This is a genomic window from Bacillus sp. AK128 (genome assembly GCF_053903075.1).
Genome location: NZ_CP096379.1, coordinates 1,970,198 through 1,996,268, shown reverse-complemented (window position 1 = coordinate 1,996,268; position 26,071 = coordinate 1,970,198). Strand labels below are relative to the sequence as shown.

The 26,071-nt window shown below is 32.6% G+C and carries 31 protein-coding genes and 1 pseudogene; 3 read left to right on the top strand and 29 right to left on the bottom strand.

Translation table 11 applies throughout. The annotated features are described in order from the left end of the window. Positions 1-236: 236 nt before the first annotated feature. Both M1D60_RS09980 and M1D60_RS09975 read right to left on the bottom strand, forming a co-directional pair. On the bottom strand, positions 237-701 hold the full coding sequence (locus M1D60_RS09980; RefSeq protein WP_456279007.1) for a hypothetical protein: 465 nt from the start codon (positions 699-701) through the stop codon (positions 237-239). Positions 702-1,053: 352 nt separating this feature from the next. Further along, positions 1,054-1,227: a serine kinase gene (locus M1D60_RS09975; protein ID WP_456279006.1), complete on the bottom strand. Its 174-nt coding sequence runs from the start codon at positions 1,225-1,227 to the stop codon at positions 1,054-1,056. Between the two features lie 519 nt (positions 1,228-1,746). Here M1D60_RS09975 and M1D60_RS09970 point away from each other — a divergent pair. Then, positions 1,747-2,745, top strand: a complete 999-nt coding sequence (locus M1D60_RS09970; protein WP_456279005.1) for a DUF3231 family protein — start codon at positions 1,747-1,749, stop codon at positions 2,743-2,745. Between the two features lie 560 nt (positions 2,746-3,305). On the opposite strand, the gene M1D60_RS09965 is transcribed toward M1D60_RS09970, so the two are convergent. The 3 genes from M1D60_RS09965 to M1D60_RS09955 all read right to left on the bottom strand — a co-directional run bounded on the left by M1D60_RS09965 (position 3,306) and on the right by M1D60_RS09955 (position 5,111). Beyond that, entirely contained in the window at positions 3,306-3,788 is a 483-nt protein-coding gene (locus tag M1D60_RS09965; RefSeq protein WP_456279004.1) for an NUDIX hydrolase, read from the bottom strand. Positions 3,789-3,894: 106 nt separating this feature from the next. Further along, on the bottom strand, positions 3,895-4,074 hold the full coding sequence (locus M1D60_RS09960) for a hypothetical protein (protein ID WP_456279003.1): 180 nt from the start codon (positions 4,072-4,074) through the stop codon (positions 3,895-3,897). A gap of 263 nt (positions 4,075-4,337) precedes the next feature. After that, positions 4,338-5,111: a Cof-type HAD-IIB family hydrolase gene (locus M1D60_RS09955; RefSeq protein WP_456279002.1), complete on the bottom strand. Its 774-nt coding sequence runs from the start codon at positions 5,109-5,111 to the stop codon at positions 4,338-4,340. Between the two features lie 243 nt (positions 5,112-5,354). Between M1D60_RS09955 and M1D60_RS09950 the strand changes: the two genes are divergently transcribed. After that, positions 5,355-6,086: a class I SAM-dependent methyltransferase gene (locus tag M1D60_RS09950; protein WP_456279405.1), complete on the top strand. Its 732-nt coding sequence runs from the start codon at positions 5,355-5,357 to the stop codon at positions 6,084-6,086. 703 nt (positions 6,087-6,789) lie between these two features. Here M1D60_RS09950 and M1D60_RS09945 read toward each other — a convergent pair. The 17 genes from M1D60_RS09945 to M1D60_RS09865 all read right to left on the bottom strand — a co-directional run bounded on the left by M1D60_RS09945 (position 6,790) and on the right by M1D60_RS09865 (position 20,075). Continuing rightward, entirely contained in the window at positions 6,790-7,152 is a 363-nt protein-coding gene (locus M1D60_RS09945; protein WP_456279001.1) for a DUF3221 domain-containing protein, read from the bottom strand. Further along, complete coding sequence (locus M1D60_RS09940; protein WP_456279000.1) at positions 7,153-7,332, bottom strand: hypothetical protein; 180 nt, start codon at positions 7,330-7,332, stop codon at positions 7,153-7,155. A gap of 104 nt (positions 7,333-7,436) precedes the next feature. Next, on the bottom strand, positions 7,437-8,216 hold the full coding sequence (locus tag M1D60_RS09935) for a class I SAM-dependent methyltransferase (RefSeq protein WP_456278999.1): 780 nt from the start codon (positions 8,214-8,216) through the stop codon (positions 7,437-7,439). Positions 8,217-8,372: 156 nt separating this feature from the next. After that, positions 8,373-8,750 (bottom strand): hypothetical protein, encoded by a 378-nt coding sequence (locus M1D60_RS09930; RefSeq protein ID WP_456278998.1) that lies wholly within the window; start codon positions 8,748-8,750, stop codon positions 8,373-8,375. A gap of 81 nt (positions 8,751-8,831) precedes the next feature. Continuing rightward, positions 8,832-9,383, bottom strand: a complete 552-nt coding sequence (locus M1D60_RS09925) for a hypothetical protein (protein ID WP_456278997.1) — start codon at positions 9,381-9,383, stop codon at positions 8,832-8,834. Between the two features lie 230 nt (positions 9,384-9,613). Further along, on the bottom strand, positions 9,614-10,567 hold the full coding sequence (locus M1D60_RS09920; RefSeq protein ID WP_456278996.1) for an NAD(P)-dependent alcohol dehydrogenase: 954 nt from the start codon (positions 10,565-10,567) through the stop codon (positions 9,614-9,616). 387 nt (positions 10,568-10,954) lie between these two features. Beyond that, positions 10,955-11,404, bottom strand: coding sequence for a hypothetical protein (locus tag M1D60_RS09915; protein ID WP_456278995.1), 450 nt, complete (start codon positions 11,402-11,404; stop codon positions 10,955-10,957). 143 nt (positions 11,405-11,547) lie between these two features. Then, entirely contained in the window at positions 11,548-11,991 is a 444-nt protein-coding gene (locus tag M1D60_RS09910; protein ID WP_456278994.1) for a hypothetical protein, read from the bottom strand. Positions 11,992-12,080: 89 nt separating this feature from the next. Next, positions 12,081-12,269, bottom strand: coding sequence for a hypothetical protein (locus M1D60_RS09905; protein WP_456278993.1), 189 nt, complete (start codon positions 12,267-12,269; stop codon positions 12,081-12,083). A 178-nt stretch (positions 12,270-12,447) separates the two neighbouring features. Further along, positions 12,448-12,990 carry a hypothetical protein gene (locus tag M1D60_RS09900; RefSeq protein WP_456278992.1) on the bottom strand — a complete coding sequence of 181 codons (543 nt, stop codon included), beginning with the start codon at positions 12,988-12,990 and terminating at the stop codon, positions 12,448-12,450. A 180-nt stretch (positions 12,991-13,170) separates the two neighbouring features. Next, entirely contained in the window at positions 13,171-13,725 is a 555-nt protein-coding gene (locus tag M1D60_RS09895; RefSeq protein ID WP_456278991.1) for a hypothetical protein, read from the bottom strand. Between the two features lie 103 nt (positions 13,726-13,828). Continuing rightward, on the bottom strand, positions 13,829-15,022 hold the full coding sequence (locus M1D60_RS09890; protein WP_456278990.1) for an erythromycin esterase family protein: 1,194 nt from the start codon (positions 15,020-15,022) through the stop codon (positions 13,829-13,831). Positions 15,023-15,257: 235 nt separating this feature from the next. Next, a complete protein-coding gene (locus M1D60_RS09885) occupies positions 15,258-16,397 on the bottom strand; it encodes a serine hydrolase domain-containing protein (RefSeq protein ID WP_456278989.1) in 1,140 nt (379 codons plus the stop codon). A 301-nt stretch (positions 16,398-16,698) separates the two neighbouring features. Then, positions 16,699-17,661 carry a S66 family peptidase gene (locus tag M1D60_RS09880; protein ID WP_456278988.1) on the bottom strand — a complete coding sequence of 321 codons (963 nt, stop codon included), beginning with the start codon at positions 17,659-17,661 and terminating at the stop codon, positions 16,699-16,701. 71 nt (positions 17,662-17,732) lie between these two features. After that, positions 17,733-18,251, bottom strand: coding sequence for a hypothetical protein (locus tag M1D60_RS09875; protein WP_456278987.1), 519 nt, complete (start codon positions 18,249-18,251; stop codon positions 17,733-17,735). 196 nt (positions 18,252-18,447) lie between these two features. Beyond that, complete coding sequence (locus M1D60_RS09870; RefSeq protein WP_456278986.1) at positions 18,448-19,020, bottom strand: hypothetical protein; 573 nt, start codon at positions 19,018-19,020, stop codon at positions 18,448-18,450. 368 nt (positions 19,021-19,388) lie between these two features. Continuing rightward, positions 19,389-20,075: an HAD family hydrolase gene (locus tag M1D60_RS09865; protein ID WP_456278985.1), complete on the bottom strand. Its 687-nt coding sequence runs from the start codon at positions 20,073-20,075 to the stop codon at positions 19,389-19,391. A 150-nt stretch (positions 20,076-20,225) separates the two neighbouring features. Here M1D60_RS09865 and M1D60_RS09860 point away from each other — a divergent pair. Further along, positions 20,226-21,028, top strand: a pseudogene (locus M1D60_RS09860) (tyrosine-type recombinase/integrase). A 157-nt stretch (positions 21,029-21,185) separates the two neighbouring features. On the opposite strand, the gene M1D60_RS09855 reads toward M1D60_RS09860, so the two are convergent. From M1D60_RS09855 to M1D60_RS09825, 7 genes are all read right to left on the bottom strand, one after another. Next, positions 21,186-21,743 (bottom strand): YdcF family protein, encoded by a 558-nt coding sequence (locus tag M1D60_RS09855; protein ID WP_456278984.1) that lies wholly within the window; start codon positions 21,741-21,743, stop codon positions 21,186-21,188. Between the two features lie 48 nt (positions 21,744-21,791). Continuing rightward, the gene (locus tag M1D60_RS09850) at positions 21,792-22,328 is read right to left on the bottom strand and encodes a 2'-5' RNA ligase family protein (RefSeq protein WP_456278983.1); all 537 of its coding nucleotides are present in this window, start codon (positions 22,326-22,328) and stop codon (positions 21,792-21,794) included. 108 nt (positions 22,329-22,436) lie between these two features. After that, a complete protein-coding gene (locus M1D60_RS09845) occupies positions 22,437-22,991 on the bottom strand; it encodes a histidine phosphatase family protein (RefSeq protein WP_456278982.1) in 555 nt (184 codons plus the stop codon). Positions 22,992-23,146: 155 nt separating this feature from the next. Further along, a complete protein-coding gene (locus M1D60_RS09840; RefSeq protein WP_456278981.1) occupies positions 23,147-23,518 on the bottom strand; it encodes a hypothetical protein in 372 nt (123 codons plus the stop codon). A 253-nt stretch (positions 23,519-23,771) separates the two neighbouring features. Then, the gene (locus tag M1D60_RS09835; RefSeq protein WP_456279404.1) at positions 23,772-24,215 is read right to left on the bottom strand and encodes a site-2 protease family protein; all 444 of its coding nucleotides are present in this window, start codon (positions 24,213-24,215) and stop codon (positions 23,772-23,774) included. Positions 24,216-24,333: 118 nt separating this feature from the next. Continuing rightward, positions 24,334-25,050, bottom strand: coding sequence for an alpha/beta fold hydrolase (locus tag M1D60_RS09830; protein ID WP_456278980.1), 717 nt, complete (start codon positions 25,048-25,050; stop codon positions 24,334-24,336). A 177-nt stretch (positions 25,051-25,227) separates the two neighbouring features. Next, a complete protein-coding gene (locus M1D60_RS09825) occupies positions 25,228-25,911 on the bottom strand; it encodes an HAD family hydrolase (protein WP_456278979.1) in 684 nt (227 codons plus the stop codon). Between the last annotated feature and the right edge of the window lie 160 nt (positions 25,912-26,071).

The following is a 26,071-nucleotide window of genomic DNA, read 5'->3' as shown; positions in this document are numbered from 1 at the left end:
AATCAAATAAAATGGGATTTTAAATTGGACTATTCATGACTAGCTCCTTTTTATTGGTTTCAGCATATTCTCATGGGGGTTGAGAATCATTCAAGTGCATATGAACTTTATATTCATCAGATGATTTAATATTCCTTCTTAAAGTAAACTTCCCTTTGGCAAGTAGCACAATAAGCGAATGCCTTTGTTAAGCAATCGCCCCAGTTACTTTAAGTACAATTATTCACATATCCTTACTAATTTCTTAAATTGAAACTTTCGCTTTTGTCATTCCATTCTATTTCAATCACTAAATCCTCTTCTGCACTGGTAGAAGGGCTATTTTCACTTAAAAGATTATTTTTAAATATGCCTTCTTTATTCAATTCAGCATTATTCTGTTTGTAATCTACTGCTCCATTTTGGGATTTAATATTGTAGTGAAAAGTTTCAATTTCTTCTACGTTATCACCTTTATAATTAAGCTGAATTTTATAAGTTTCTTTACCTTCATCCTGATTAACAGTAAGTTCTGCTGACCAATTATTCCCTTTCCCTATAAATGTTAGTTCATTATCGTTCGTTTCGCACGCAAATAATAATAGGATTACCAAAAATATAAACGGTAATAAAAATTTTCTCATAAAAATCCCCTCATCACAACTTTTGACAGTACGTGTTTTCAGATTAACCTGCTTCTTTAACTCAATAGGTGTTGCCAATATCGACAACTCCTTGTTCAAGATAAGCACCCTATAGTTTAAGTATATTTCTTCACAATCTTTTTTTAATCAAACGAGAACCAACTATAGAACATAGACATCATTACCTCTTATAACCTGTTCATACTTGCTTATGATGCTTAGAAAGTTCTTCCTTAACGTATGCTCTCCTCATTTCAACCCAGGATAACCTTCTAAATGTCAGAAATGATAGTACCTAATAAAAAGATATTCAATATATGGGGGACCAGCATTCTTGTCTATTATTCGACTCATAAAACACCTCTCTTTCTTTTGGGTACCTCCCGTTACTTTAAAATGAGTTGCCATTTCTTCATAGTTCATTGAATTCTTATCTTAAATGACTGTTGGTTTTCTTTCTTCTTACAACAAAGATAGCCCCTAAATGGAATCCTATTCCTATTAGATTCATAATTAAATTACCTGTCTTGCCCAAACTGTTTACTGTTAACCCAATTAATAAACTCCCAATCAAAATAAGTAAAATAGCAAGTAATAACCGCAATTCTTTCCATCCTCCAATTTAAACAACAATATAAATTCGTCTTTCCTAATTGAAGTAACCTTCCCCTTTAGCGTAAGTGAACAGCTTCACAATGTCATGTTACTTCATACTAAAATCATACCAGAAAATAACAAATTATTATTTGTATTTTCCATAATTATGAAAAATGTTAATGCGCAGTATAGGGTCTAAAACGAAAAGACGATCACCTAATAAATGACCGCCCCTTCTCATATTGCATTCTTGAATAGAACTTCATCCAGTACCTATAGTCCTTTCTTTACCCATTGTGATGCTGATAAGCGTAAGAATAATATGCATTCGAAAACACCCTTTAGAAGTTTTTTTATTCTTAGCTATACCACTCGGAATAAAACAAAAATAATGCCTCCCACTTTTTTCACGTCAGTAAAAAAGCTATCCCTTCTTATTGAACGCTTGCAGAGTTATTAATATATATTTAAATAATAGAGAATTTTTCTTGGCATACTAGAACCAAAACAATGGAGGTGCTAACAGTTGAAAAATCCCCTAAGCTCATCAGAAATTGGAGCTTTATGGCTAACATATCAAGAAAAAACCCTAATTCAAAGGGTTTTAGAATACTTCATTGAAAAATCTACTGATCAGCAAGCAATAAATATTATGGGGGGGTTATGGCAAGAGCTAGATCTTTATGTAGGGAAAATGCAACAAATTTTCGAAAATGAAGGTGTAGCTATACCTAAGGGGTTTACCAAAGAAGATGTTAACCTAGAAGCCCCAAAGTTATATGATAATGGATTTGATATTATGTTTTTACGCGTTTTAAAAGAACTTAGTATGGGTTTGTACACAATAAATATAAATATGGCGTATCGAGAAGATATAATTTCGCTATATGAAGGTCTCACTTCAATTACTCAAAAAATTTATAAGCTTTCCACTCTCTATTTGCTTAAAAACGGTATTCTTACATTACCTCCAAAACTAACTATGCCTAAAACGACTGAATTTATAAAAAATAAAAGTTACTTAAATGGTTTTCACCTTTTCAATGAAAACAGGTCTCTAAACGTCATTGAATTGGGGACACTTCACCATGGAATAGAAACAAATAATATTGGGATGCAACTAATCACTGGATTTGCACAATGTGCCAATAACGATGAAATTAAGCAATACTTTGTAAAAGGTAAAGAACTTGCGAAAAAACAAATTAAAATCTTTGAAGAAATTCTTCTTGATAATGATATTCCGTTTTCTGCTACCTCTGGAGGCACAGTAACTAATTCTACAACTTCTCCTTTTTCAGAAAAGCTCATGATGTTTTGTATTTTCCTTTTAAACGGATTTGGTATTGTGGGAAGTAGCTTTGGAGCTTTATTTAGTTTAAGGAATGATCTAACCGTGAAACAATCCTTAATTGCGAAAGATATATATTTTTATGGTAATGAAGGAATAAAACTTATGATTAAAAACGGATGGATGGAGGAACCCCCTCAAATGGAGGACAGAGCAAAGATAATAAAAAGTTAAAATATATTTATATAATCAAATGGCCTCTTCATATCAAGAAAGTATAAATTTCTATATTAAATTGAACACTATCAATAGTGTTATTAATTAACACTAAAATCAATGTGGAGGGATTACACTGTGAATATTCTAATTTGCTTATTTTCAATCTTAATTGAATGGATTATTAAAATGGCATTTGTTATAGACAAAACAAACTCGAGAATTAACTCATTGTTTAGAATGCCAACTTTAACATAAGCATTATTAGATATTCAAGTCATATTCATGTTCACATTGTACTTAAAGAGGTAAGCATATTTATGCTTGCCTCTTTATATAGACCTTTTTACTAATGGGGCGGTTAGATTAAGTGAAACTCCCACTAATCATAATCCTCTAGAACGACACTGCTTATTGCATAGTATTAGGTCTAATACGAAAAAACGCTCACCTAGTTAGCGACCGCCCCTTCTCATAAGATTGTTCAAATACAAGTATCGTTGTACTCAGCAGCAAAAAAATCAGGATATAATTGAGAGTGCTTGTTGAGCTAAGGCACCCGTTACTTCAATAACAAACTATACTTTCCTATTAAGCTTTAAATCAAACCCTGGTCTAGTCACGTATTCCATATAATTAATTTTCCCTTCGAAGTCTAAATAAGCTTTATATCTAGTACGAATTGCTGGTGCTGAAATAAAATCCAACACGTTTTCTTTTTTTATCCATTTAACTTCTGTAGTTTCATCAGAAGTAGCTAGTTCCCCTCCGATTGGCTTACAAACATAATCTAACATTAGCTTAGTTGGAACATCAGTTATACCATCATACCATTTATGGATTCCTGTATTGGAATATACACCAATCAAGTTTGATACATGTACGTCTATGCCACTTTCCTCTTTTATTTCTCTAGTTAAAGCATCTATTAAGTTTTCTCCAACCTCAACTTGTCCACCTGGGAAAACCCACCCTCCATGATGAGTTTTAACTAATAAGATATTTTCTTGTTCATCCTCTACGATACCGCCTACTGCAACAATATGTGTTGGCATCTCCATACCCTTTAACCTCCAGTAACTTTATTCAACAGCTTTGTTATTTTAATAAGTTCAATTAAAAAAGCATTTCTCCTTCTTGAAGAAATGCGCCCGTTACTTGAAGAACCTAATCAATATCATCTATCTTTCTACCCTCTTCATCTATCTGGTAGATACCTCCACCGAAACTCCAACCCTTGCTTTCAATGAATTCAATAAATACATCCATGAAATGATTACTTCCTAAATCCTTACCATCGCTATTATATATAGTTCCTTCTAATAGAACTCCAACTGGTTTCTTCAATCAAAAACCTCCCGAAGAAATAATAATTGTTCAAATAAAGCACCCTTTTGTTTAACAAGCTAACCTTTCTATTACCAAAGCTCCTTTTTGTTCTAAGTGCGTTTTGGTTAGACCAAGTATTTCAAACTGCCCGACAGCTATTCCAAAAATGATAGAAAATAGTGCTTCTCCAACACATAACACAAAATACCTGGTTCGTTTTTTAATAAGAAAACAGCGATGTTCTTAATTGAAAGAACGCTTTCCGAAACAAGGATTATATTTTAAATAATTCCATACTTTTTTAATGCGTAATTAATACCATCTTTACTTGATGGGTTAGTAACAAAGTCCGCAACATTTTTCAATTTTTCGCTTCCATTCCCCATTGCTATACCTAACCCGACCAATTCCAACATATCAATATCATTTTCGCCATCACCAAACGCGATAGCTTCTGATTTATCAATACCAAAGAAATCTAGAGTTTTCATTATAGCTAAGGACTTTGAAACTTCCTCCTGTAAAACATTTAACACATAAGGATGCCATCTTTTAAATGTAAGGTGAGGAAACTTTAGTTTATACTTTTCAACAGTTTCATCATTTGCAAACAAACACAATAAATATATATCTTCTTTATGAATAAGGTGATTAGCTTCAGGGTATGTATCTAGAGACAATGTTTCCTTTAAAGCTTTTAATATTTTCTCCTCTGTAACACCATTCATATTGAAACCTTCTGTATAAAATGACAAACCGTTATTCTCTAATTTTGCATATTCAATCACTTCTTCAATAATACTTTTATCCATTGGTACTTTATGTATAACTTCTTGAATGTGTTTGACGTATCCACCATTTGCCGTAATAAATGTTTCTATACCTAATTCCTTCAGCTCATTACACATTGAAAGTGGTCTTCCTGTTGCAGCCACAACTTTAAGTCCCTTAGTTTTTAAAGTTTTTATAGCTTCAATTGTAGAAACAGGAATACTGCCATCTATGTGGTTTGTAATAGTCCCATCAACATCAAAAAATACAATTTTATAGCTCATAAGATCTCCCTTAATATAGTCCCCAAAAAATGTAATACCTTCTAATATTCGACCTATGAACAGTGAATCCCTCTTCAAGAAACTTCCCTTTACTTAAATAAGAAAATGCATTGACCCTTTAGGGACCAAACGCACTTTTGTAAAGACATTATATTTCCGACTTAGAAACTAATTTTCATAACAGGCATTACAAGTAATATGTTAAAATATGTAAAGATGTTTAAATGGGGGGAGAAAATGTATATGGACTATAGAGGAGCTAGCGTTTACGACCAAAAGGATTTCTTTTCAAATTATATGAAGAGAAGAGAAAGAAAAGATAGCCCCAACAATGCTATCGAGGGACCCATTATTTATGAACTCATTGGAGATTTTCAAGATAAATATATCTTAGACCTGGGTTGTGGTGATGCATCCTTTGGTAAAGAACTTTTAGAGCAAGGTGCGGGTTCTTATACAGGAATTGAAGGGTCTAAGCAAATGGTGGATTGCGCCAATAGAAATATTCTTGGAGAAAACGGGAGAATTCAACATAATACTATGGAGTCTTATAGTTACCCTATTAATGAATTTGATATAGTAACTTCTCGATTTGCATTTCACTATGTGTCAAATATCAATGAACTGTTTGATAATGTTTATAAATCACTAAAACATAAAGGTAAATTTATATTCAGTGTTCAACATCCACTTACTACATCTTCCTTCATTAGTAAAGAAACAGGAGATAAACGAGGGAATTGGATTGTAGATGATTATTTTATTGAAGGTGAAAGAAGAGAACCTTGGATTGAACAAACAGTGGTTAAATTTCATCGCTCCATTGAACAATACTTTAAGTCTCTTACCTTAGCAGGCTTTACGATTGTTGACTTACAAGAAGGCACTCCGAAACGTGAGTATTTTAGTAATCAAGAAGAGTTTGAAAGAAGACAAAGAATACCAGTAGTATTGGTTTTTTCTTGTGTTAAGTGAATAAATAGAGGAAGCTCGGTAGTAGAACCAAGCTTTTAATTGTTGTTTTATTGAACTATCCTTACCCTTTACTTCAACAAGAGCAGCCACTAATCCTCCATAGATCAGTAGCTGCTCTTCTTTCATATTTGCACCCGTTTCTTTAAGAAGGAACTAAACCAAATAGCACTAATATAGAATACATAGTAAATCCGACACCGATGAAAATAATGATAAACCTTATAATCCAAGGCAATTTAGGAGGAGGAAAAAATGCTATAATACCAACCGCTAAGAATAAAAACCCTATAATTAAACTAATTAAGAATTCCAATTTACTCACTTCCCTACACAATCTTATATCTATTTACAGTTACCACTCCAAAAAATTTTCGTTATTTAAGTATTCTTCCCTTTACTTCAATAAACGAAGGCATTAATCCTTCCTGGATCAATGCCCCCGTTTGTGAAAATATTATTGCTCGATACCTCTTTTTCTTCTTTCTCCAAAATAGTTCCAGATCCATAATGTTATCCAAAAAATTAATGCTACAGCTACAGAAAATCCTTTATACTGGCTCGGTAGAGTAAAGAAAAACACCAGCATTATAATAAGAAAAGGCGGCATTAAAATCCAATATCTCTTCCTCTTGTTCAATAAAACCCACTCCCTTGTTTTCCTCTTTTTGTTTAACTAACCTTACCTTTCGCTTAAGAACAGCACTTATTCAATTAATACAACTTTCTCTGCTTTGGCTTGGCCAGGATTGCTAGCTTCTATCTCTTCTCCTTCTAACCAAATGTCAATTTCATTTCCTTTGTTAAAATCTTTCACATCATCGTAAGTTATATAAATTAAATATAGGTTTTCTTTATTGACCAACTCTTCTAATGGAGTATCTTTTATTTCATCGAATTCTTTAGACGTTATGCGTTCTGCCAACAACATCCTGTTACCTTCTACTTCAAGAATGTATCCTGTTGTATCAGGATGATTAGATTTAGATTTTTCTACTGAACAACCACTTATTATTGAACCGAAAAGTAGTAAAACCAAACTTCTTCTTATATATTTTGAGAAGAGCATTTATAACTCCTTCTTTTCTTCTTGATAATGAGTATGGTGACCTAAACCACCTTCGTCCTGGCCGCTCACGATATTATCAAAAGGTGTATAGTTATTGGAAGGAAACCTCTTTTTCTCCATCGTTTTAATTGTAACAATCGCAATAATCGCAAGAAGTAACAACAGGAATATATAAGTCATTTTTTCTCCCTCCAGTTTAACAGATTAAAATTCATTCCCCTAAAGTTACAATGAAGTCCTCTTCAACAATTCTTCCCTTTAGCTCAAGATGATAGATATAATAACTAAACAATTACACGAACTATATAACGAGAGAATGTTATTGGTAAACCTTCTTTTGTAGTATTTTGTTCGAAAATCTTAGATATTTCAGATTGGTTTTCTTCTTTCAATGTTTCATAAACTTTAGGAGTTTGACCAAAGCATCGTAATTTTATTACATCTAATGGTGTATGCAAGTATTCAATACTATTTATAGCTTTAACGTCTATATGAGAGAAATTACTTATTTCAAGTCTTTGATAAATCCTATCTAAAATTGGAGTACCTTGCAGCGTTTCGAATAAATTAGGAAATAAGATTGGTAATTCTTTTCCCAACTCATCACCAGGGTGAAGTCCGATAAGTTTCCCACCTTTTTTTACAACTTTTCTGAGGGAAGGATATGCGGAAGTAGGTCCTTTTCGATTGTACGCAAAATCAAACTCATCGGGTTCAAAAGGCAATCCATTTTTTGTATTTCCAACAACAAAAGATACATTTTTCTTTTTATTTTCTTTACCGATTTTCACAAAATCATCTGTTACATCAAAACCTACTATTTCTTTTGCAAAAGAACTACATTTAAGTGTGAACTCACCGTGTCCACATCCGACATCTAATACCTTCTTATCTACTATGCTTTGAACTACTTCTTTATCAAATATTGATTCTCCATTGGGTTCTGTAAGAGTAGAATTCCAAGGATATGTATATTTACCTTGAAGGTTACTAATTTGTTTGTACCATTCTATTGAATGTGGTGGTAACCAATTTGCTAAAGTTGTTGGGTTAAGTAACACCATATTTTACCTCCTTGCATATCGAGAACATCATTATTCAACACGAAAGTGAAAAACATCATTTTCACTTTTTACAGGATGCTTCTACGTTTGTCACAAGCTTTTTAAGCTAAACATTTGAATGCAACCATTCGTTCAACTCGTACAATTTTTTTGTGTTTACTTAGATTCTACTTCTAATTCTTCATTTATAACTTTGGTAGCTTCGTAAATTACACCATCGTCGTAATTCTTTATATCAAAATAACCATTGTAATACTCCCATATATCATGATGATTAGAGTATTCCTTAAATCTATCCAGTATTTCATTAAACAAGATGGTTGCTTCTTCTTCTGTTGGGGTTCCTTCAACCATAAGTCTAAACTTAATGTCTTTTTTACCATTAAATGCTGAGGCTACTGTATCTATTTCCTCTAATTGTCTAAAGTAATCTTCAGATTTCCCTATTGTTGAACTAATGTCAATGTCAGGCTGTTGATTACAACCAACAATTAAAAATACAAGAATAATAGAAATAAGGCTAATTTTTCTCATAAAATATCTCCTTCTCCAAAATTCCCCGTGCTCCACACAGAACGTGCCAGTTACCTAGCTTTCCGCTCCATGACACCACAGTTACTTCATCCAATCTTTTATTGTAGAATATATTAAATCACCAGATTCAGAAAACCCGTTAATGTTAATCGGTAATAACGTTCGTGCTTCTGATTCTAAAAAGAAAAAATGAGTCTCTCCTATATCAATTATTATCGCGTTATCAAAGATATCTTTTTCAATTTCAACTTTGACTTCTTGTATTTTAGAATTGTTAATTTGTCCAAAGTAATATGACATGGGTACATCAGCTCTACCTTGAGCATTCCATGTAAAGTCTACGTCTGTATCGGGAGGATAAGAAGTTGAAACTAATGATGCACCATATTTAAACTCCCAATCTCCCAACCAGTTTTGTTCTAATCGACTAATCATAGTAAGATGACTACTTCTGAAAATGGTTAACCACTTATCATCTATCTTCTTAACCAGATAAACTTCCTCAGTTTTTTGAGACCAATTATCTGAAATGTTAAACACATCTTCTTTAGTGGGGAGTTCCTTGTGATTATAGATTAGAAATAAGCAAAAAGAGATAGCCATTATCACAGCGCCAATTAGTAACTTTCTCATCTTGGCCTCCTAAAAGTCTTTTACCTAATCGTATCATGCTTAACAATAAACATGTGTAAAATAATGTAATTTCCTTCTTCAACCTTACGCTTTACTTCAAAAAGGAAAAGCGATTCTCCTTCCTGAAGAATCGCCCTAGATAGTTTAAGTACATTTTTTCACAATCAATAAAAATGCCCTGTTTTTTTAAATGGAATTCACTCCAACAACTCATCTATTATGTATATAGCCTATGTGACTCTTAGAACAATCTTTCCCTTTGTACGCCCACTTTCAATGTGCTGGTGAGCCGCTACAATCTGTTCCAATGGATAACATTTTTCAATAACAGGTTTTAACTTTTCTTGTTCCACAAGATTACATAAAAAAGCCAAGTCTCCATCATTGGGTTTTGTAAAATGAATCTTTGCCTTTTTTCTACCAAAAAATGATCCTATCATCACTTGAAACGGATGGTATTTAGGGAAAAATAAGTGTTCAGTAATATATACACCATTATCTGTTAAAGAACGTAAGCAACTGAAAAAGGTTCGCTTACCAACAGCATCCAGAATAACATCGTATTTATTTCTATGATCAGTAAAATCTTCCTTAGTATAATCAAGGACATAATGAGCCCCAAGATCCTTAACCCAGTCTAAATTGGAGGTACTACAAACGGCAGTTACTTCAGCACCATAGTAATTTGCAAGTTGAACAGCAAAATGCCCTACTCCTCCAGATGCTCCATATATTAAGACTCTTTGTCCTTGCTTTACCTGTGCTACATCTCTCAATGCTTGTAACGCAGTTTGAGCAGCACACGGAATAGCAGCAGCATCTTCAAAAGTTATGTTTTTCGGCATATGACATAGAAAATTCTCACGTGGAGAGACATATTCAGAATGGGACCCGAAGCAACTCCCGAAAACGTGGTCACCCACCTTAAATTTGCGAACATTTTCACCGATATCCTCAATAGTACCCGCAACATCTATGCCTAATATGGGACTTTTTGGTTTTGTTAGTCCATTATCCAACCTTGTTGGTAAATAACCCTTTCGGTACAAATAGTCCATAGTATTGACAGATGCACTGTGAACACGAATCAACACCCTGTCTTGTTCCTTGATGGATGGCTTTTCAATATCCTTTATACTCATAACTTCAGGGGGACCATAGTTACTATAAATTGCTGCTCTCACCTGCATACCTCCATAATAATTCTATTTTAAAGCGTTTATTTAATAGAAACTCTTTCCCTTATTATATGGTGTATTTCTAAATATTCGGACTCTTCAATAAAAAATTTTTTAACCTACTTTATCAGTTCAAGATGGCTAACGCACAGAACAACCACCCGAAAAATAAAATATAACATTAACCCAATATTTTCTCCTTAAAGTCTTTATTTTCAAAGATTAAAGCTGCATACAGAATTGATCGCTAACGCAAGATATAATTCATTACGGCACATTGATTTAATTCTTACTAATCCTTCTTCCACTAACCTTCCATTTAATAAGGAAAGGAAGTTCAACGATCTAGAAGTTTTATTCTGCCGTGTTTCAATGACCGTTATTTTAAATACGTCACAAATTTTTGACCGAATCATCACCTGTTGGTTGAGCATTAAAAATACCTAACATTAGAGATTTACCCGCAATAATACCAAACACTTCTATTGTGGATATTCTTATTAGCCAATAAGGAATGAATGAAAATTGTAAATTATCATATATAGAGCTAACTGTAGCCAATATAGGATAGCAAAACGAAACTAATATACAAGGAATGGTTATACACCATAATAAAGCTAGATTTAACTTAAGCGACCATCTTTTTACTAAAATAAGAGCAACATAGACTCCAAATATGATCGAAACGAATAAATTAGTCCAAAGCAATGGAATTAAATTGAATGTATTATCAGCCAATTGTTTGAAATGGTTTACAATATATAAACTTATGATTGCTAAGATGATAAGTCCCATCGTCCAAAGTAACTTCCAAAAAATAGATTTCCATCTAGGATCCTTCAAGAACAACGCCTCCTTTCTTTATTTACGTTTAAAAACAATTTTAGTTTCAAAGCATCCTTTTGTTATAATCCCTATTAAACTTTCACGTTACTTGAATAGAAAGGCGATCCTTTGTTATTTAAGAATCATACCCTCTAGTTGAATTACTTTACTTTAAATTCTCTCGGAATAGTATTTATTAAATAGCTTCCCGGACCAACACTAAAAGGAGACGTTCCTACATTTAATCGATAATCTCCTTTAGGAAGTTCAAGAGCTTTAATTGATTTAGTAAATTTATCTCCTTTTTTCATAGTTATTTTAACATCATCAAAAGCAACCTGTTTAACAACACTTCCATTTTCTTTGTTTACTATAACAATTGAAATTTGAGGCTTTTCATTAAACTTTATTTCTTCACCAACATATTCAAAATATGAAGAAATTTCAATTGTATCTCCTTTTTCATAAACACCCTTATCTGTTTCGATTGATAAGATAAAATCATACAATTGCTTTTCCTCGCTTATGGGTTCATTAGAAACACTGCTACTACAACCCATTAGAAATAATAAAATACTAATAAAAACAACATAATTTTTCTTCATTCAGACCTCCACTTGTACAAAGAGAGTTTCTAGTTCACTCTACCTTAAAACTAAAAATCTTATTAAAGAAGTTAGCTTTATTATACTGTTTACACGTTCCTATTTATGATGTGCTTAGATTCTTCATTGTTTTGTTGTTCTGACATCTGTTTTTTTAACTCTTTAATTTCTTTTTTCAATTCTTTGATAACTCTTGAATCATCTATACCTTTGGTAACGGCTGTTTTTATAATCAAATAAAAAATAAATAAAAAAATTAGACCGTAAATCAATTCCATATTTATCCTCCTTAAAGTTCAGATCCTTACTTTACTCTCTTTTTTTACTAGCCTTCCCTATACTTCAATAAAAGAAGGTACTAATCCTCCTTGGATCAGTACCCCATCTCATTATTGACTAGCCCCTGTTCGTTGTATAAGAATGTACCATTATAATAGATACTGCTGCCCATATATCTTACGTTCTCCACTCTTCAATAGTTGAATCTTCATATGCTTTATTGATCAAAGTTTGAATTTGAGTTAGAGACAAGTCCTCGTCTACATCCCAAAATCCATTTAAACCTTCAAGGAAACTATCTAGGTGTTGATAAAAGTGTTCAAGGTTTTCTATCTCATCGTATGATACATCTTGACGATGAGTTTCTACCAAGAAGTTATACATATCCTGTTGTGTATGATAATTAATGAACTCTATTAATCCATTGGGCATGGTGATATTTTTATTAAGATTATGTTCGTTCATTAACCATGTTTCATTTGCTATTGATAGTTCATTGTATGTTGTATAAAAAGCATTTCTATCATTTGATTTTACATATTGTTCTTTATTATTTAGTATATATTCTAGGTTTGTTCTTACACTTTCTAAACCACCAATGTATTCGCGAGATGATTGTATTAAGTGTTCTTCCACTTGTCTATTCTGTAAGAAAAGATATGTGGATAGAATCAAATTAATGACTAATGAAAAGATTAAGATGGTCTTTAGTTTAAACATAAAAACATTCCCCTTCTTATTCCGCTTCAATTAAGACAATGCTGCTACCTTTATAGTTATAGTGTCCATCTTTGAGTACTAGAATTTCATTAAATTATAGTCCATAATTATCATCTGTAAAAATACTATCAAAATAAATTGCTGATTAAAATGGCCCCAATAGTTGAAGAAGGAATTCCATCAGTTGCTAATTAGTATCTTAATTTCTGCTTTATTTTTTTCAACTAGTTCGTTCAGATGATTATTTACTTTTTCATCATATTCTTCAATATTCTCAACATTTGGTTCACCGAATAGTTTTTGTACATATGCAGTTACATACAAGCTGGTTTCAGTTGTTTTTTCAATGTATTTTTTAAAATATTCTTCTGGAGCCATTCCAAGCTTTTTAGCTTGTGGTTCAACAAATTGACGAATTGAATTTGCAGTCTCCGTATCATTATGATCAGGTGGATAAACAGCAAACCCCTCAACGGTTTCTTTTACTTCTTTAGACACATCGATGTTCAACTTTTTAGCTTCTTGCACTACTAATTTAGCTTTTATAGTATCATCAATCATGTCCAGTACCTTATCATCAGGATATAAAAAACGTAATTCACCAATGGTTATTTTCTCTCCTCTTACAATAGCAGCAACATCTTCATCCTTATAATTGGATGAATCCGAGCACCCTGTTAAGAAAATTAAATAAATAACAATAATAGAACAATAGATTTTATATATAACTTTCACACCTCTCTTCAAAACCGTAACTTAGTAATATTAGTTACGGATAATCTTAAACAAAGTTTCGATCTTCCATTAACATTAGCTTAAAAAGGGAAGTTTATAAAACTTAGTATTTAAAAGGCGGATTCACCTCATTTATGAGAATAAGACCATTGTATTGTTCACTCGGAATAAATGACTCTTCAAGTTCTCCCCAGTATTTACTAGAGGTCTCCCGGTTCCACCACTTATCTCCTTCTAGAGCTAAATCCAAGAAAGTTGCATCATATTCAGGGACATACATATAGTTCTCGATTGAATTCTCTTGATGCTTATTATCAATTTCAGATGTTTTACCATCATAACTTTTGTGGTGACCTTCATACATATAAAACCCGATTATATAGGATTCTTCTTTTACTCTTTCAGGTAAATTTTCTACAAAACTATTATGGACATAATATGGCTCATAGTCAGGTTTGATTTTTGACTTGTTTTTCATTATATGTGAGTTGTGTGCCCAGACAATAAATTTTTCATCGGGATACAATTCTTTAATTAAATACATAAAATAGTCTGCCATTACTTCATCTCTGACATTAATGGAATAACCAATATCCTCATTGTATTCAGGAGTGAATATATCTGTAAGGGTATAGATTCTTTGCTCGATTACTTTAATAAAAATCTTCTTATCATTTTCATCTAGTTTCTTTTTTTCTATCATGTTTGAAAGTGATTTATATTGATTAATAAGGGCAATCTTTTCTTCCTCTGGGAAGTTTTTTCTCACTAGGTCAAGATAGGATTCTTCAACTCTTTTAAACCCCTCTGCCAAATCAGGATCTAAGTCAACAAAATAATTGTGGAGGTATTCAGAGGGGTAGTGACTGGAGCGTTGGAAGTCAAATCCTGCTATTGAAAGAGGCTGTTTACTTGATTGCTGTTCCTTCAGATATGAAAATAACCTTACATTTTCAGTCGTATGCCAAACTCCAAATAAAGAATTTTGCATTGCAACTTCAGGGCTTAGTTCATCAAGACTATTATTCATAAATGCTAATTCAGCAAAACCGCTTTCAAAAGCCAAAACATTGTAACCCATTTCTTCATGTAAATATTTAACTAATCGACCTTTAAGAAGATTGTATTCCAAAACACCATGAGAGCTTTCACCTAACATGACTATTCGTTTGTCCCTTAAAATATCTTCTAGAAATTCAAGGTCGTTATACCTTTCACTTTGAACTTCTATTCTTTTTATAACAATATCTTCTTCTGGATGGACTGTACTACAACCCATAAGTATAAAAATAAGCAAAAGAACCTTTAGGAACTTTATATGTCAACACCTCCAAGACTTACAATAATTTTAACATAGCAAAAGATTCTTGAGATTTTTTGTTAAACTCATCCTTTCCCTTTACTTGAATAAAAAGGCGATCCTTTGTTATTTAAGAATCGCCCCATAGTTCAAATGAAAGATTTCACAAACTTGAGGTTTATAAATATATTGGTATTAAAAAAGGAAGGAAAGAGTCCTCCTTCTTTTGGACTTATAAATTGATTAGCTTCTTAAATTCTTCTATATCCACTTTTTCATTAAATAAAATGTTTTCTAAAGCTAACGTAACCATATGTGGAATCTTTATTAACTTATTATTTTTAAAATCTAAGTTAGATAACATGATAATGGACTTATTATAGTTTTTGTAACTTATCAGTCCTGTACAATAACCTGCCCAGTAACCATCATGCAGCACAATATCCTTATATTTCGGATGATTCTCTAACTTCCATCCAAGACCATACCCACCATATTTATCATGCAATCCAGGACAATATCCTGTTGTAACGTTTCCTAGTATAGAAGCAGGCTCTAATAAGAGATAATTAACTTCTTGTGAAAGAAGCTTATTATTTAATATTGATTTTTCCCATATGAAAAGATCATCAACAGTAGACTTAATACCGCCATCACCTTTTACACCATCAAAAAAGTGAACATACTTGTGCTCAACTAACTCATTTGGAAGGTAATATAGATTTTTTTCCCAATCATAAATAAAACCAATAGAAAGATTCTTTAATTCATTATCTATAAATTGCGAATGAGTTGATGTATTCCTCATTTCTAGAGGGGTAAATATTTTATCTTGAAGAAACTCACCATAAGTTAGATCAGAAACCATTTCAATTACTTCTGCTAACAAAACATAACCAGTATTACAATACTCCCACTTTGCATTAACTTTAAATAATACTTCAGGTTTCTGCTCTTTTAAGTAATTTAATACATCCTTATTTGTAGCGATTCTACTATGATCCCAGTTAGATGTATCTTCGAACCACTCCATATAGTCAGGCAGTCCTGAGGTATGATTTAAAAGGTTTTTTATAGTAATACCTTTATACGGGAGTGAGGGAAAAAACTCTGTTATGTCATCATCAAGCCTAATTCTTTTCTGGTCGATTAACATCATGATTGCCATTGCAGTAAAACTCTTTGAAATCGAGGCAATCTCAAAAACTGAATCGAGTGAATTTTCTTCTGAATCTGATTTCCTTCCTACAGCCCTTTTGTAAAAAGCTTTACCTTCTTCAGACAAAAGTACAACTCCACTAAATAACCGATTACTCTCTAAGAAATCAAAAAACTTATCAAGTTCTTTTTTTCTTAATTCTTGTTTAACCATTATTTTATTTCCTCCATTTATGATTTGTTTTTATTTGTGCATTCCCAATCATTTTAGGAGGTCCTCTGGTTCTACGTTATATGAAATTAAAAATAGAGTACATATAGGAATTTCCCCTTATTTATTTTGGCTATTTATTCTAACAACTCAATTAGGACTTTACCAATAATACCCACTAAACTATTCTTACCTTTACTTAAACAACAAAGGCCATTAATCCTGCTTCATTAATGGCCTTTTAATATATTGATCGCACACAGTTGGTTAGTTAATCACATTGTATAAAACTAATTTTTATTAATTAGAATTTAGTGACTTTTATTTGATGCTCTTCACTATTTAATTCTACAAACCCACCAATTGGAAATGTAATAATTGGCTGTGTATGCCCAAAATCAACATCGTAAAGGACTGGAATTAATCTCAATACAGGATGTTTATCCAGAATATATTTAAGATGTTCTTCTGTCATTTTTGATGCACGTTGGAAACGTCCAATGACCAGTCCTTCTATTTTCCCTGCTACTTGTAATAATGATGTTAAGTCACGAGCAAATGTTTCAGGAATCGTCATTTCATCATCTTCTATAAATAAAATCTTACCTTGAAGACTTGGTATATATTCTGTCCCTTGCAGTAGATTTAGTGTACACAAATTCCCACCATATAATTGGGCACGAGCTTCTCCGTTGTTATAAACTTTCCAGTTTGTCATTTCAAACTTTCTATTATCCTGATCCAAGAACCATAGGTCATCGCTCCATTCTGTAGATGGATTAATAATATAGCTTTCACTTTGCATTAAACATTTCTTAAAATACTCAATCTGATACTCTTGAGCTTGTTCCATTTGGAAACTAGAAAAGTGCGGCCCAGAATAAGTAACTAATCCAGTTTTTGTTGTGATCGCAGTTGCAATTGCTGTTATATCACTATAACCACAAAACACTTTAGGATTTCGTTTAATACATTCATAATCAATATACGGCAGTAGTTCGTTACTATTAAAACCACCTATGACCGTTAAAATTCCCTTTACATTACTATCTTGAAATGCTTCATGCAAATCTTCAAGTCGTTGATTAATAGAGGAAGAATTATGTAAATCATGATTAAATATATGTCTTCCAAACGTCACAATAAATCCTAATTCTTCTAAACGCTTTTTAGCTATATGTATACCTTCCTCAGATAAGATACTAGCACTTCTGCTTGGAGCAATTACTCGTATTTCATCTCCTGTTTTGAGTTTAGCTGCTAACATAGATACTTCTCCTAATTTTAATTTTATTCCTTCTCTTAAAGTAAACTTACCCATTAGCTCAACACCGCAAATCAACTGGTTTTGTATATCACTTTACCGTCTTTATCTAAAATAGTAATACTACTAAAGCCTTTCTCACCTTTAGTGTTTTGATTGGAATACGGAATTATTACTGCTGATTGATTTTGTAATACTTCAGTGGTCGTTATTCCATCCTCCCATTGTACTTCAATGGTCTTTCCTTTTTTGGCAATTTCTTTATCATTTATTGTTACAGTGACAAAGGGAATACCAGTCGAAACACCTCCCACGGAGACCTTCGAATTTCCTGAATACTTTACAGGTCTTGAAAGTATTTCTCCATTTTGCTTATAGGCTGTGTAAAAGCCCCCGTTAAACAGAATAACGCTAAAACTTTCTCCAACTTTTCTATGTGCAATTACATTTATATCTTTGCTTGCTGCCAACTCTTCTATTTCCTTCTCATTTAACGGTTGTGTAGTTTGTTCAGTAGAAGTATCTGATGAACAACCACTTACCATTAACGCAACCAATATTGAAAACAATAAAAATTTAATACTTTTTTTCAAAATACCCTCTCCTTAAACACTCTAATCCAATGACTTGCTGCTGGATTATTATTTCTTTAATAGTGCCATGTTCCTTTATTAAGAAATATTTGTCAAAATTGAAAAATTCTTGTTCCACTAAACTTCCCTTAATAAGGATCTCAACAAAAAGGTGCCTTAAACCTTCTTGGATCAAGCAACCGTTAATGAAAACCTATCATTTAAACTCACTTAAGTTATGTCTAACCTCTTCTCCATCCTCTGATTTAAATACTAATGATGATTCAAACGCATTTTGTTCAATCAATTTTAATACTTTATCGTTAGGTAACATAGGTACAAGTGGATTTTGTTCTTTTACTCCTAAAGAATAGGCAATGGAAAAATCAATTTCATTGTCTTTATACGTCATATTTCGTTGTGCCATATAATCAACATTAGCTCCTGCTTTATTTTTTTCAAGGTCAAAAATATTCCGACCTACATTTTCTTGAAGTATTTTTTTTAGTTCAGCGGAAGGTTCTACGATGAATTCATATTGATTAAAAAGTTCATGAAACTGTTTGGATGTCATAAGATTTGGCTTTTGTATTGTAAAATTATAATATAGTGAAGTTGGTGTTACATATCGCCCTTTTTTATCATCAACATTTATTTTGCCACTAACAGATACATCTGTAACGATTTCCACATTAACCTTATTAAAGTTGGTGAGATTTTCTTGCTTTGAACAAGAAGGCATAATAACAGATAAAATAATACCAACAAATAAAACTCGAAACACTTTCATTGGTTTTCCCCCTTTGTTTAATTTTACCGTATAAGTCCATAGCTCTTGTTCAACTATCTTTCCCTTTAGCTCAAGAAGCGACTGCCTTTCAACAGCCGCACTTCTAATCTATATTTTTTTGTAGATTAAATACTAACCTCTTTAACGTTAAGTTTTCTTTCCAACAGATTCCCCTCCCCCGATTTCTTAAACAATCCTTACCTTTAGCACAACAAGCGACTTGCTGGTCAGCAATCGCACCTGTTAGCGAAAGAAGTGGTTACTCTGATCAGCAATCCCCTTTATCTCTAACTTTTTCAAATCAATCTCATCTCTTTGCTCTATTTTCGAAGAAGAAAGAGTATTTTCCTTTTTTAAGAATCGTCCCGTTAATTAATATTTTCAACTTTGTTCTCATTTAATTTTGCAATAATTAATGGTATCTCTGCTAAATCTTTAACAATAAAATCTGCTTCAACATTGTCCCATTGATAATCTTCTTTCCATATACCTTTCATTCCAACAATTTGTGAAGCCTTAACATCATTTTCAGGATGGTCTCCAACAAAGATGCTTTGATCTGGAGTTACATTAAGCTTATCTAAAGCTCTTTTAAATATTAATGGGTCAGGCTTTTTTATACCTTCCCATTCAGAAACTAATATAGCATCAAAATAATCCTCAATTCCTAACGCTCTAATATTCCCCATCTGAAACTGTCCGTACCCATTTGTAATCATACCTAAAAGAATGTTTCTACTCTTTAATTCTTCCATTGTTGGATTTAAATTTGCGAAGGGAACACAGTAATACTTAAACTCATTAATATAATCTTGAAGCAAACCTTCCCAATCTATTTCTGTAATCATGAATTCTTGAGTCAGCTGCTGATACACTTTATCTTTCCAAACATATCCACGCTTTTCGAGTTCAATAAATCTCTTTATGTATTCCTCTTTTGGAATATGTTTTAAAAACTTATATAATCTCTCGTACTGATTGTCAATGAACTTATTTACTGATTCATCTCTATTGAGCAATGTCCCATCTAAATCAAATAAAACCGCCTTAACCAATTCTCTCGACTCCCTCCAACCGTTATATCTTTCTTTCACAAAACTCATCTTCTATGCATGAAATAGTCGACCTTAAATACTTGATAGGCTTATATTCCATAAATCTGGCAATAATTCCTCTATCAACCTAATGAGATTGGAGGAATGTATATGAATTTTATTAAAGCCTGGGAAGGATATGAAGCTGATAAGAAAATTGAAATTTTTTCAAAACAAACATTAAAGGCATACCAACTTCAGACAAATTTATTAGCAAGACATTTTGGCGATGTTGAGATCAGTTCAGTAACAACGGAAGATCTTAAAGGATACACTTAGCTGAACTAAGCAATACCCTTAAACCTTCTAGTCTTGCCCATAGGATTCGGTCTATGAAGTCACTCTTTCGTTGGGCACATGAAGAAGGACACATACCAAAAATACCAGCATACAAAATAAAAGAGCCTAAGATTGGAAAGCGTATTCCTAAGTTTCTAACTGAAAGAGAAATAGAGCTATTACTTGAAGCGTGTATAACACTGATGGAGAATGCATTATTATTTGAATTTATGTTTTCGACCGGCTGTAGAATTGAAGAAATTCCCATCGTTAGAGGTAAAGGCGACAAAGAAAGAGAGGTTTATTTTAATACTCGCTGTGACATATGGTTGAAACGTTATGTAGAAAGCCGACAAGACAAGGACCCTGCTATTTTTGTTACGGAACTATTTCCTCATAAGATGAGCATTGCACAAATGCGGTATGTTATTAAACGTATCTCAAATCGAGCTGGAATCAATAAAGAAATACATCCCCATCAACTTAGACATAGCTATGCGACCCACATGCTGAATAACGGAGCTCCTCTTGAGGTTATCCAAAGTTTATTAGGCCATGAAAGAACTGAAACCACTAGTATTTACGCCCAACTAAGTGGAAGACTTAGAAAGGAATTTTATCAAAAATACTTCTAGATAAAAATTAAGAGCAACGCTTATTAGTGTTGCTCTCTAACTCTCGCACCCTTATATACTAACAACTCAACTCTCTCCTTTTCTTTTATACTTTCATTTAATGTAGTATCTTCTACTAGCTAGGGCGTTAACCCTTCTTGGATTAACGCCCTAGTATTTATCGATTTACCCAACTTGGAATTAGTTCTCCAAAATATTTCCCGATTTTCTGTACTTCATTCATTATCCGATTTATTCCTACTTCAGAAAGAAACCAGTTATCTTTAGTAATCTCATACCTATCGACAACAGGACAAACAAGAAACTCTACTTCTTTTGGAAATTCATGTTGATAGCATAATAATGCTCGTCGAGAATGTGCAGCCTTACAAACAATTATAACTTTATTAAACTGTAGACCCTTTTCCTTAAGGATTTCTAAAGAAAAACGAGCATTATCCAGAGTATGTTGCGCCTTATCTTCCTGTAATATTGATTCTTCAGGTATTCCATGCTCAATTCCAATGTTGCGTAGGTATTCCCATTCAGTAGTTCCAACGTGTGGCTTATATCCGCCAGATGGGAGTATAAATGGTGCTAATCCTTGTTTATACAAAGCAGCTGCTTTTTCCATTAATTGAGGATGATTTGATCCAGGAACTAAAATTACATCAGCTGAGGAAAGTTCTGTTTCAACAAAAATAAAGTCAGTGATGCAATCAATCGGATTTGTCATTAGTAGTACCCCTTAGTTAAGTGAATAAGGCATTATTACATTTTATACCTAATCTTTTTTCAGTTGAATATCTAGAAGCTTTCTATATTTATGTGGTTCGACTTCCTGGTACACTCTTAAAAAGTCAATAATGAATGTTGGATAAGGACTTAGTTCTTCTTCAGCTATTCTTGCCATTTCTTTTAATTCTAGATTGGTTAATCCCCAGTTAGTCTGTCCTAAGGTTAAATGAGGTACATAGTGTTCCAATTCCAAATACTTTTTTATTAATTCATTTCCAGGAGAAATAACATTAACAATTTTTCTATGTAACTCATAGATCTCTCTGCAATCAACGGTTAAATACATGACAACTTCACCGAAAAAGGCTGGTTTATTTAATGTTAGTTTGAATGGAGAGGTGCCTTGACATATCTTTTCGACTTCTTTTAACCAATTCTTTTCTGTGTTTAAGCCACCTTGTGCCTTCACTGTAATATGAGGTTCAACAACGTCTGGAAGTGAGTTACTTGCCCAGTTTCGTTGAAATTTCTTTATTTTTTCTTTGTATTCCTCTGGTGGTACAATCCCAATGAAAAATTGCATATATACTTCCCCTTACAAATCGTTAATAAACAAACTCAGTTTTTTGCTTATTCAAGTAACCTTCCCTTAGCTCTATAAGGATTTTAACTATTTTACAACAGTACATAATTACTTCCAGATACGTTTTACTTGTTTCAGTGTGGTTCCGTCAAAAAGTAGTTTATACATATCAGGCATCTCTAGTGCCTTCCAAAAATTAAAACCATACTTTTCATTAAAATAATTCATTATTAGAACCATTATATTTCCGTGAGTTCCTATTACAATATTACTTCCACTATACATTTTTAAAACATTGAGTGTTGCTTGTACTCCACGTTTCTGTGCAATATTATTCGATTCTCCACCTTGCCAAGAGAAGGTGGGATCTTCCCAAACTTTAGTGACTGCTATATCAAAATTCTCAACAGGGCCTTCAGATAATAATCGTTCCTTAAAGCCGTTTTCAATAATAACCTCTTTACCACAAAGATCTGCGATTCCCTCTACTGTTTGAACAGCTCTTTTATATGGACTCGAAATCACATAATCTATACTTACCTTTTCTAGAAGTTGAGTAATTCTTACTGCATCCCTTTGTCCTTGTTCTGATAAGGGCCTTAATAACTCATCTGGTGTATATATTGAATGTGCGTGTCGTACAAAATACAAGTTTGTTTGCAACTTTACCTCTCCTATAGGGTCCGAAATTTCTATAAAAAGATAAATTCAACATATGTAATTAATTTCCTTCTTCCACAAACCTTCCCTTTCAACTTGAGCCATTAAACATTCTTTGCTGAATGACAGTTTTCATCTGGGAATCAACCTTATTTTTACTACTTCAATTCTTCTGTGAGGTAATCAATCGCTTCATTAACGTTAATTGTTGCTAATTCTACTTTACCTGTTTTTACGCTTGTATATTTGTAGATCCTCACTAATGGTGAACTTTTTATTTCTGCCAATTCGGTCTTTCCATATTTATCTAAGAACTCTTGTTTACTCATATTTTCAATAACGATAATTCTGTCGTTCCCTTCAAATTGACGGAACTGCTTAATGACTTCTTCATCACCTTCAACGATGGAGATCTCATATTTTGGTGGGTAAAGAAACTCTGAATATATGTATCCAAAAGTTTGATAACCAACAAATAAGAACAAAACTAGAGCTAACATTATAATTAATGTATTTCTATTCTTTTCCATTGAAACCACCTCCATTTCTATAATCTTACACAACTATACCTACCCCTTAAATACAGGAATCTGGGACACTAAAGTACTTATGTTAGTAGAATCATTGTATTTCTTAAACCATTTCATGGATTTCCTCATTAACAATTCCTCCTGGTTTCATCTACTTACTAAACTATTCTTCGTTTGTTTAATAGCTTCAACAAAAATAAGCGATAATCCTTCTTGGATCATCGCCCTCCTTAATGGAAAAAGCAAACAAACTTTATCTGCGTTGAAGTAATTTTACTACTCTATATCCGTCACTAGATATTCCTCTATATGCACCAAAAAAAGATGGATACCTTATTGGTATTGTTGTAATGATAAATTGGACTAGAGCCGCATTCATAACTGATTTCATAAAAAAGTTAATAGCCGTAGGAAAACTAACATAAGAAATTAGTAGAAAGCAAATACAACACAATAATAGTGATGAAAATGGGCCTGCAAGGAAGATAGCAATGTTATGAGCTCTATTGACTTTTTCTGGTGGAACGTTATAACTAAAAAAACCAACCCACCCACTCACTGCTTGTACCTTTACGGTTAATCTTCCAATAGTTAAACCATTACCTTTAAATTTCTTTCCTAACCTAATCTCCACAGGTACCTTTAGTAATTTAGAAGCTACAACAGCATGACCAAGTTCATGGACAAACGTAGTAATTGGAAGAATAATCGCAACAAATAGTAAGAATGTTAATGCGAACTCTATATTGTTCCCTCCTCTTCTAATTGAATTCCCCTAAAGTTTATTAAGAAACTGTTCTCCTAACTTAATGTGATCATTCTAAACTATTAAGAAAGTTATTTAGTACACTAATATATAAGTTTGGTTGTTGATGATGAACCATATGCCCCGCGAAAGGAAGAATTGCAATTTTGACGTTTTCGTATGCTTCTTTATATGCTATTGCACTTTTCACTTCATCCATAGCATCTTCACCAATCAATAAAAGGATTGGTGAGGCTATTCCGTTCAGATTTCCTGTATGCACAAAAGGATACCACTCTGGATCAAAGGTAGATTCAAGCAGCTCTCTCCAATGATTATGAGGATGTAGACTATCAAAATATGATACGTTCTGTGGGTCTTTTAAGATATTTTCAGCATTTGTTTTTTCTTCTTTAGAAATTTCTTCCCAATTTAAAGGTTTATCTTTTGTTACTCCAGATAATGTCAATGTTTTTACCATTTCAGGATACCTCTTTGCAAAAACAATTGAAACTACCCCACCCAAGGAACAGCCTACCAAGTGGACCTTTCTTTCATTTAGATTTGTTAGTGTTTCATATAAATCATTTGCACATTCTTCTATGTAGTTATCAAAACGATTAGATATTGATTTACCTTGGCCTCGTAAATCAGGAGAGATTACTCTATACTTATCCTTGAAATAATTTGCCTGTTCATCGAAATCATTGACTCCTGACTGCAATAGAGTGTGTAGGAACACAATTGTTTCCTCTCCGTTCCCAATTATCTGTTTATTTAATATCATATTATCCTCCTAGTAAATTTAAATGAATGACTTCTTTTCTCTATTAACATTACTTTCCGAAAATATTGTCTATACAAATCCTTGAACAAAAAAGCGACCGCAGCAAATCCCATTTTTTATTTATTAAGCAGTTGAAAGATGGTTTTAATATTTTTCCAAATATAAGATAAAAAAGGTTTATGCGATAACTTTTAATAATTCTTGGAGAGAATTTATCTCAATAACTTCTGGATGGTGTTGTTTATCTTTTATTCGATTGATCCATATTCCTCTCATTCCAGCCATTATGCTTCCTAACGCATCAGTGTCCAACCTGTCTCCAACATAGTAACAGTTTACAATTGGAGTATTTGTATGTTTACAGGCTTCCATAAAGATTGATTTGTCTGGTTTGGCTGCACCTACTTCGCTTGAAGTGATAACACAATCAAAATATTCAATTACACCCATACGTTGTAATTTTTCAACTTGTTGTTGATAATCACCATTACTAATAACACCTAATGGATAACCTAGTGTCTTTAATTTGTCTAAAACCTCTATGACATCTAAATAAGCCCTCCAATTTTTCTTATAAAGAGACATATAAATCTCAAACTTCTCATCAGCCTCTTCATTGGTTAGATTAATCTCAACCCTTTTAAAAAGTTCAATCATACGTGCCCTCTTTTGTTCTTGAAACGACAACTCATTAGCTAAAAATCTCTCAAAGTATTCATTAGAAAGTTTCTTCCAAACTTCAATAGCCTGATGTTCCGAAAAAGAAAATAGATAAGGGTTAGTTCGGAAAAAGTCTAAAATCCCTTCCCGTTCTGCATAATCATAATCAAGTAAAGTACCGTCTATATCAAAGAAAATCATTTTAACCTCCACTTTTTGAGGCATTTCCCCTAGTAGATTTCTATATTTAAATCGGATTTCCTTTAAATTTAACAATCCATTTAATATCAATTCTATTAACCTAATTTACCGTTAGGCAAGAAGCAACTATCGTTAATATTTGCCTTTCACACACGTTACT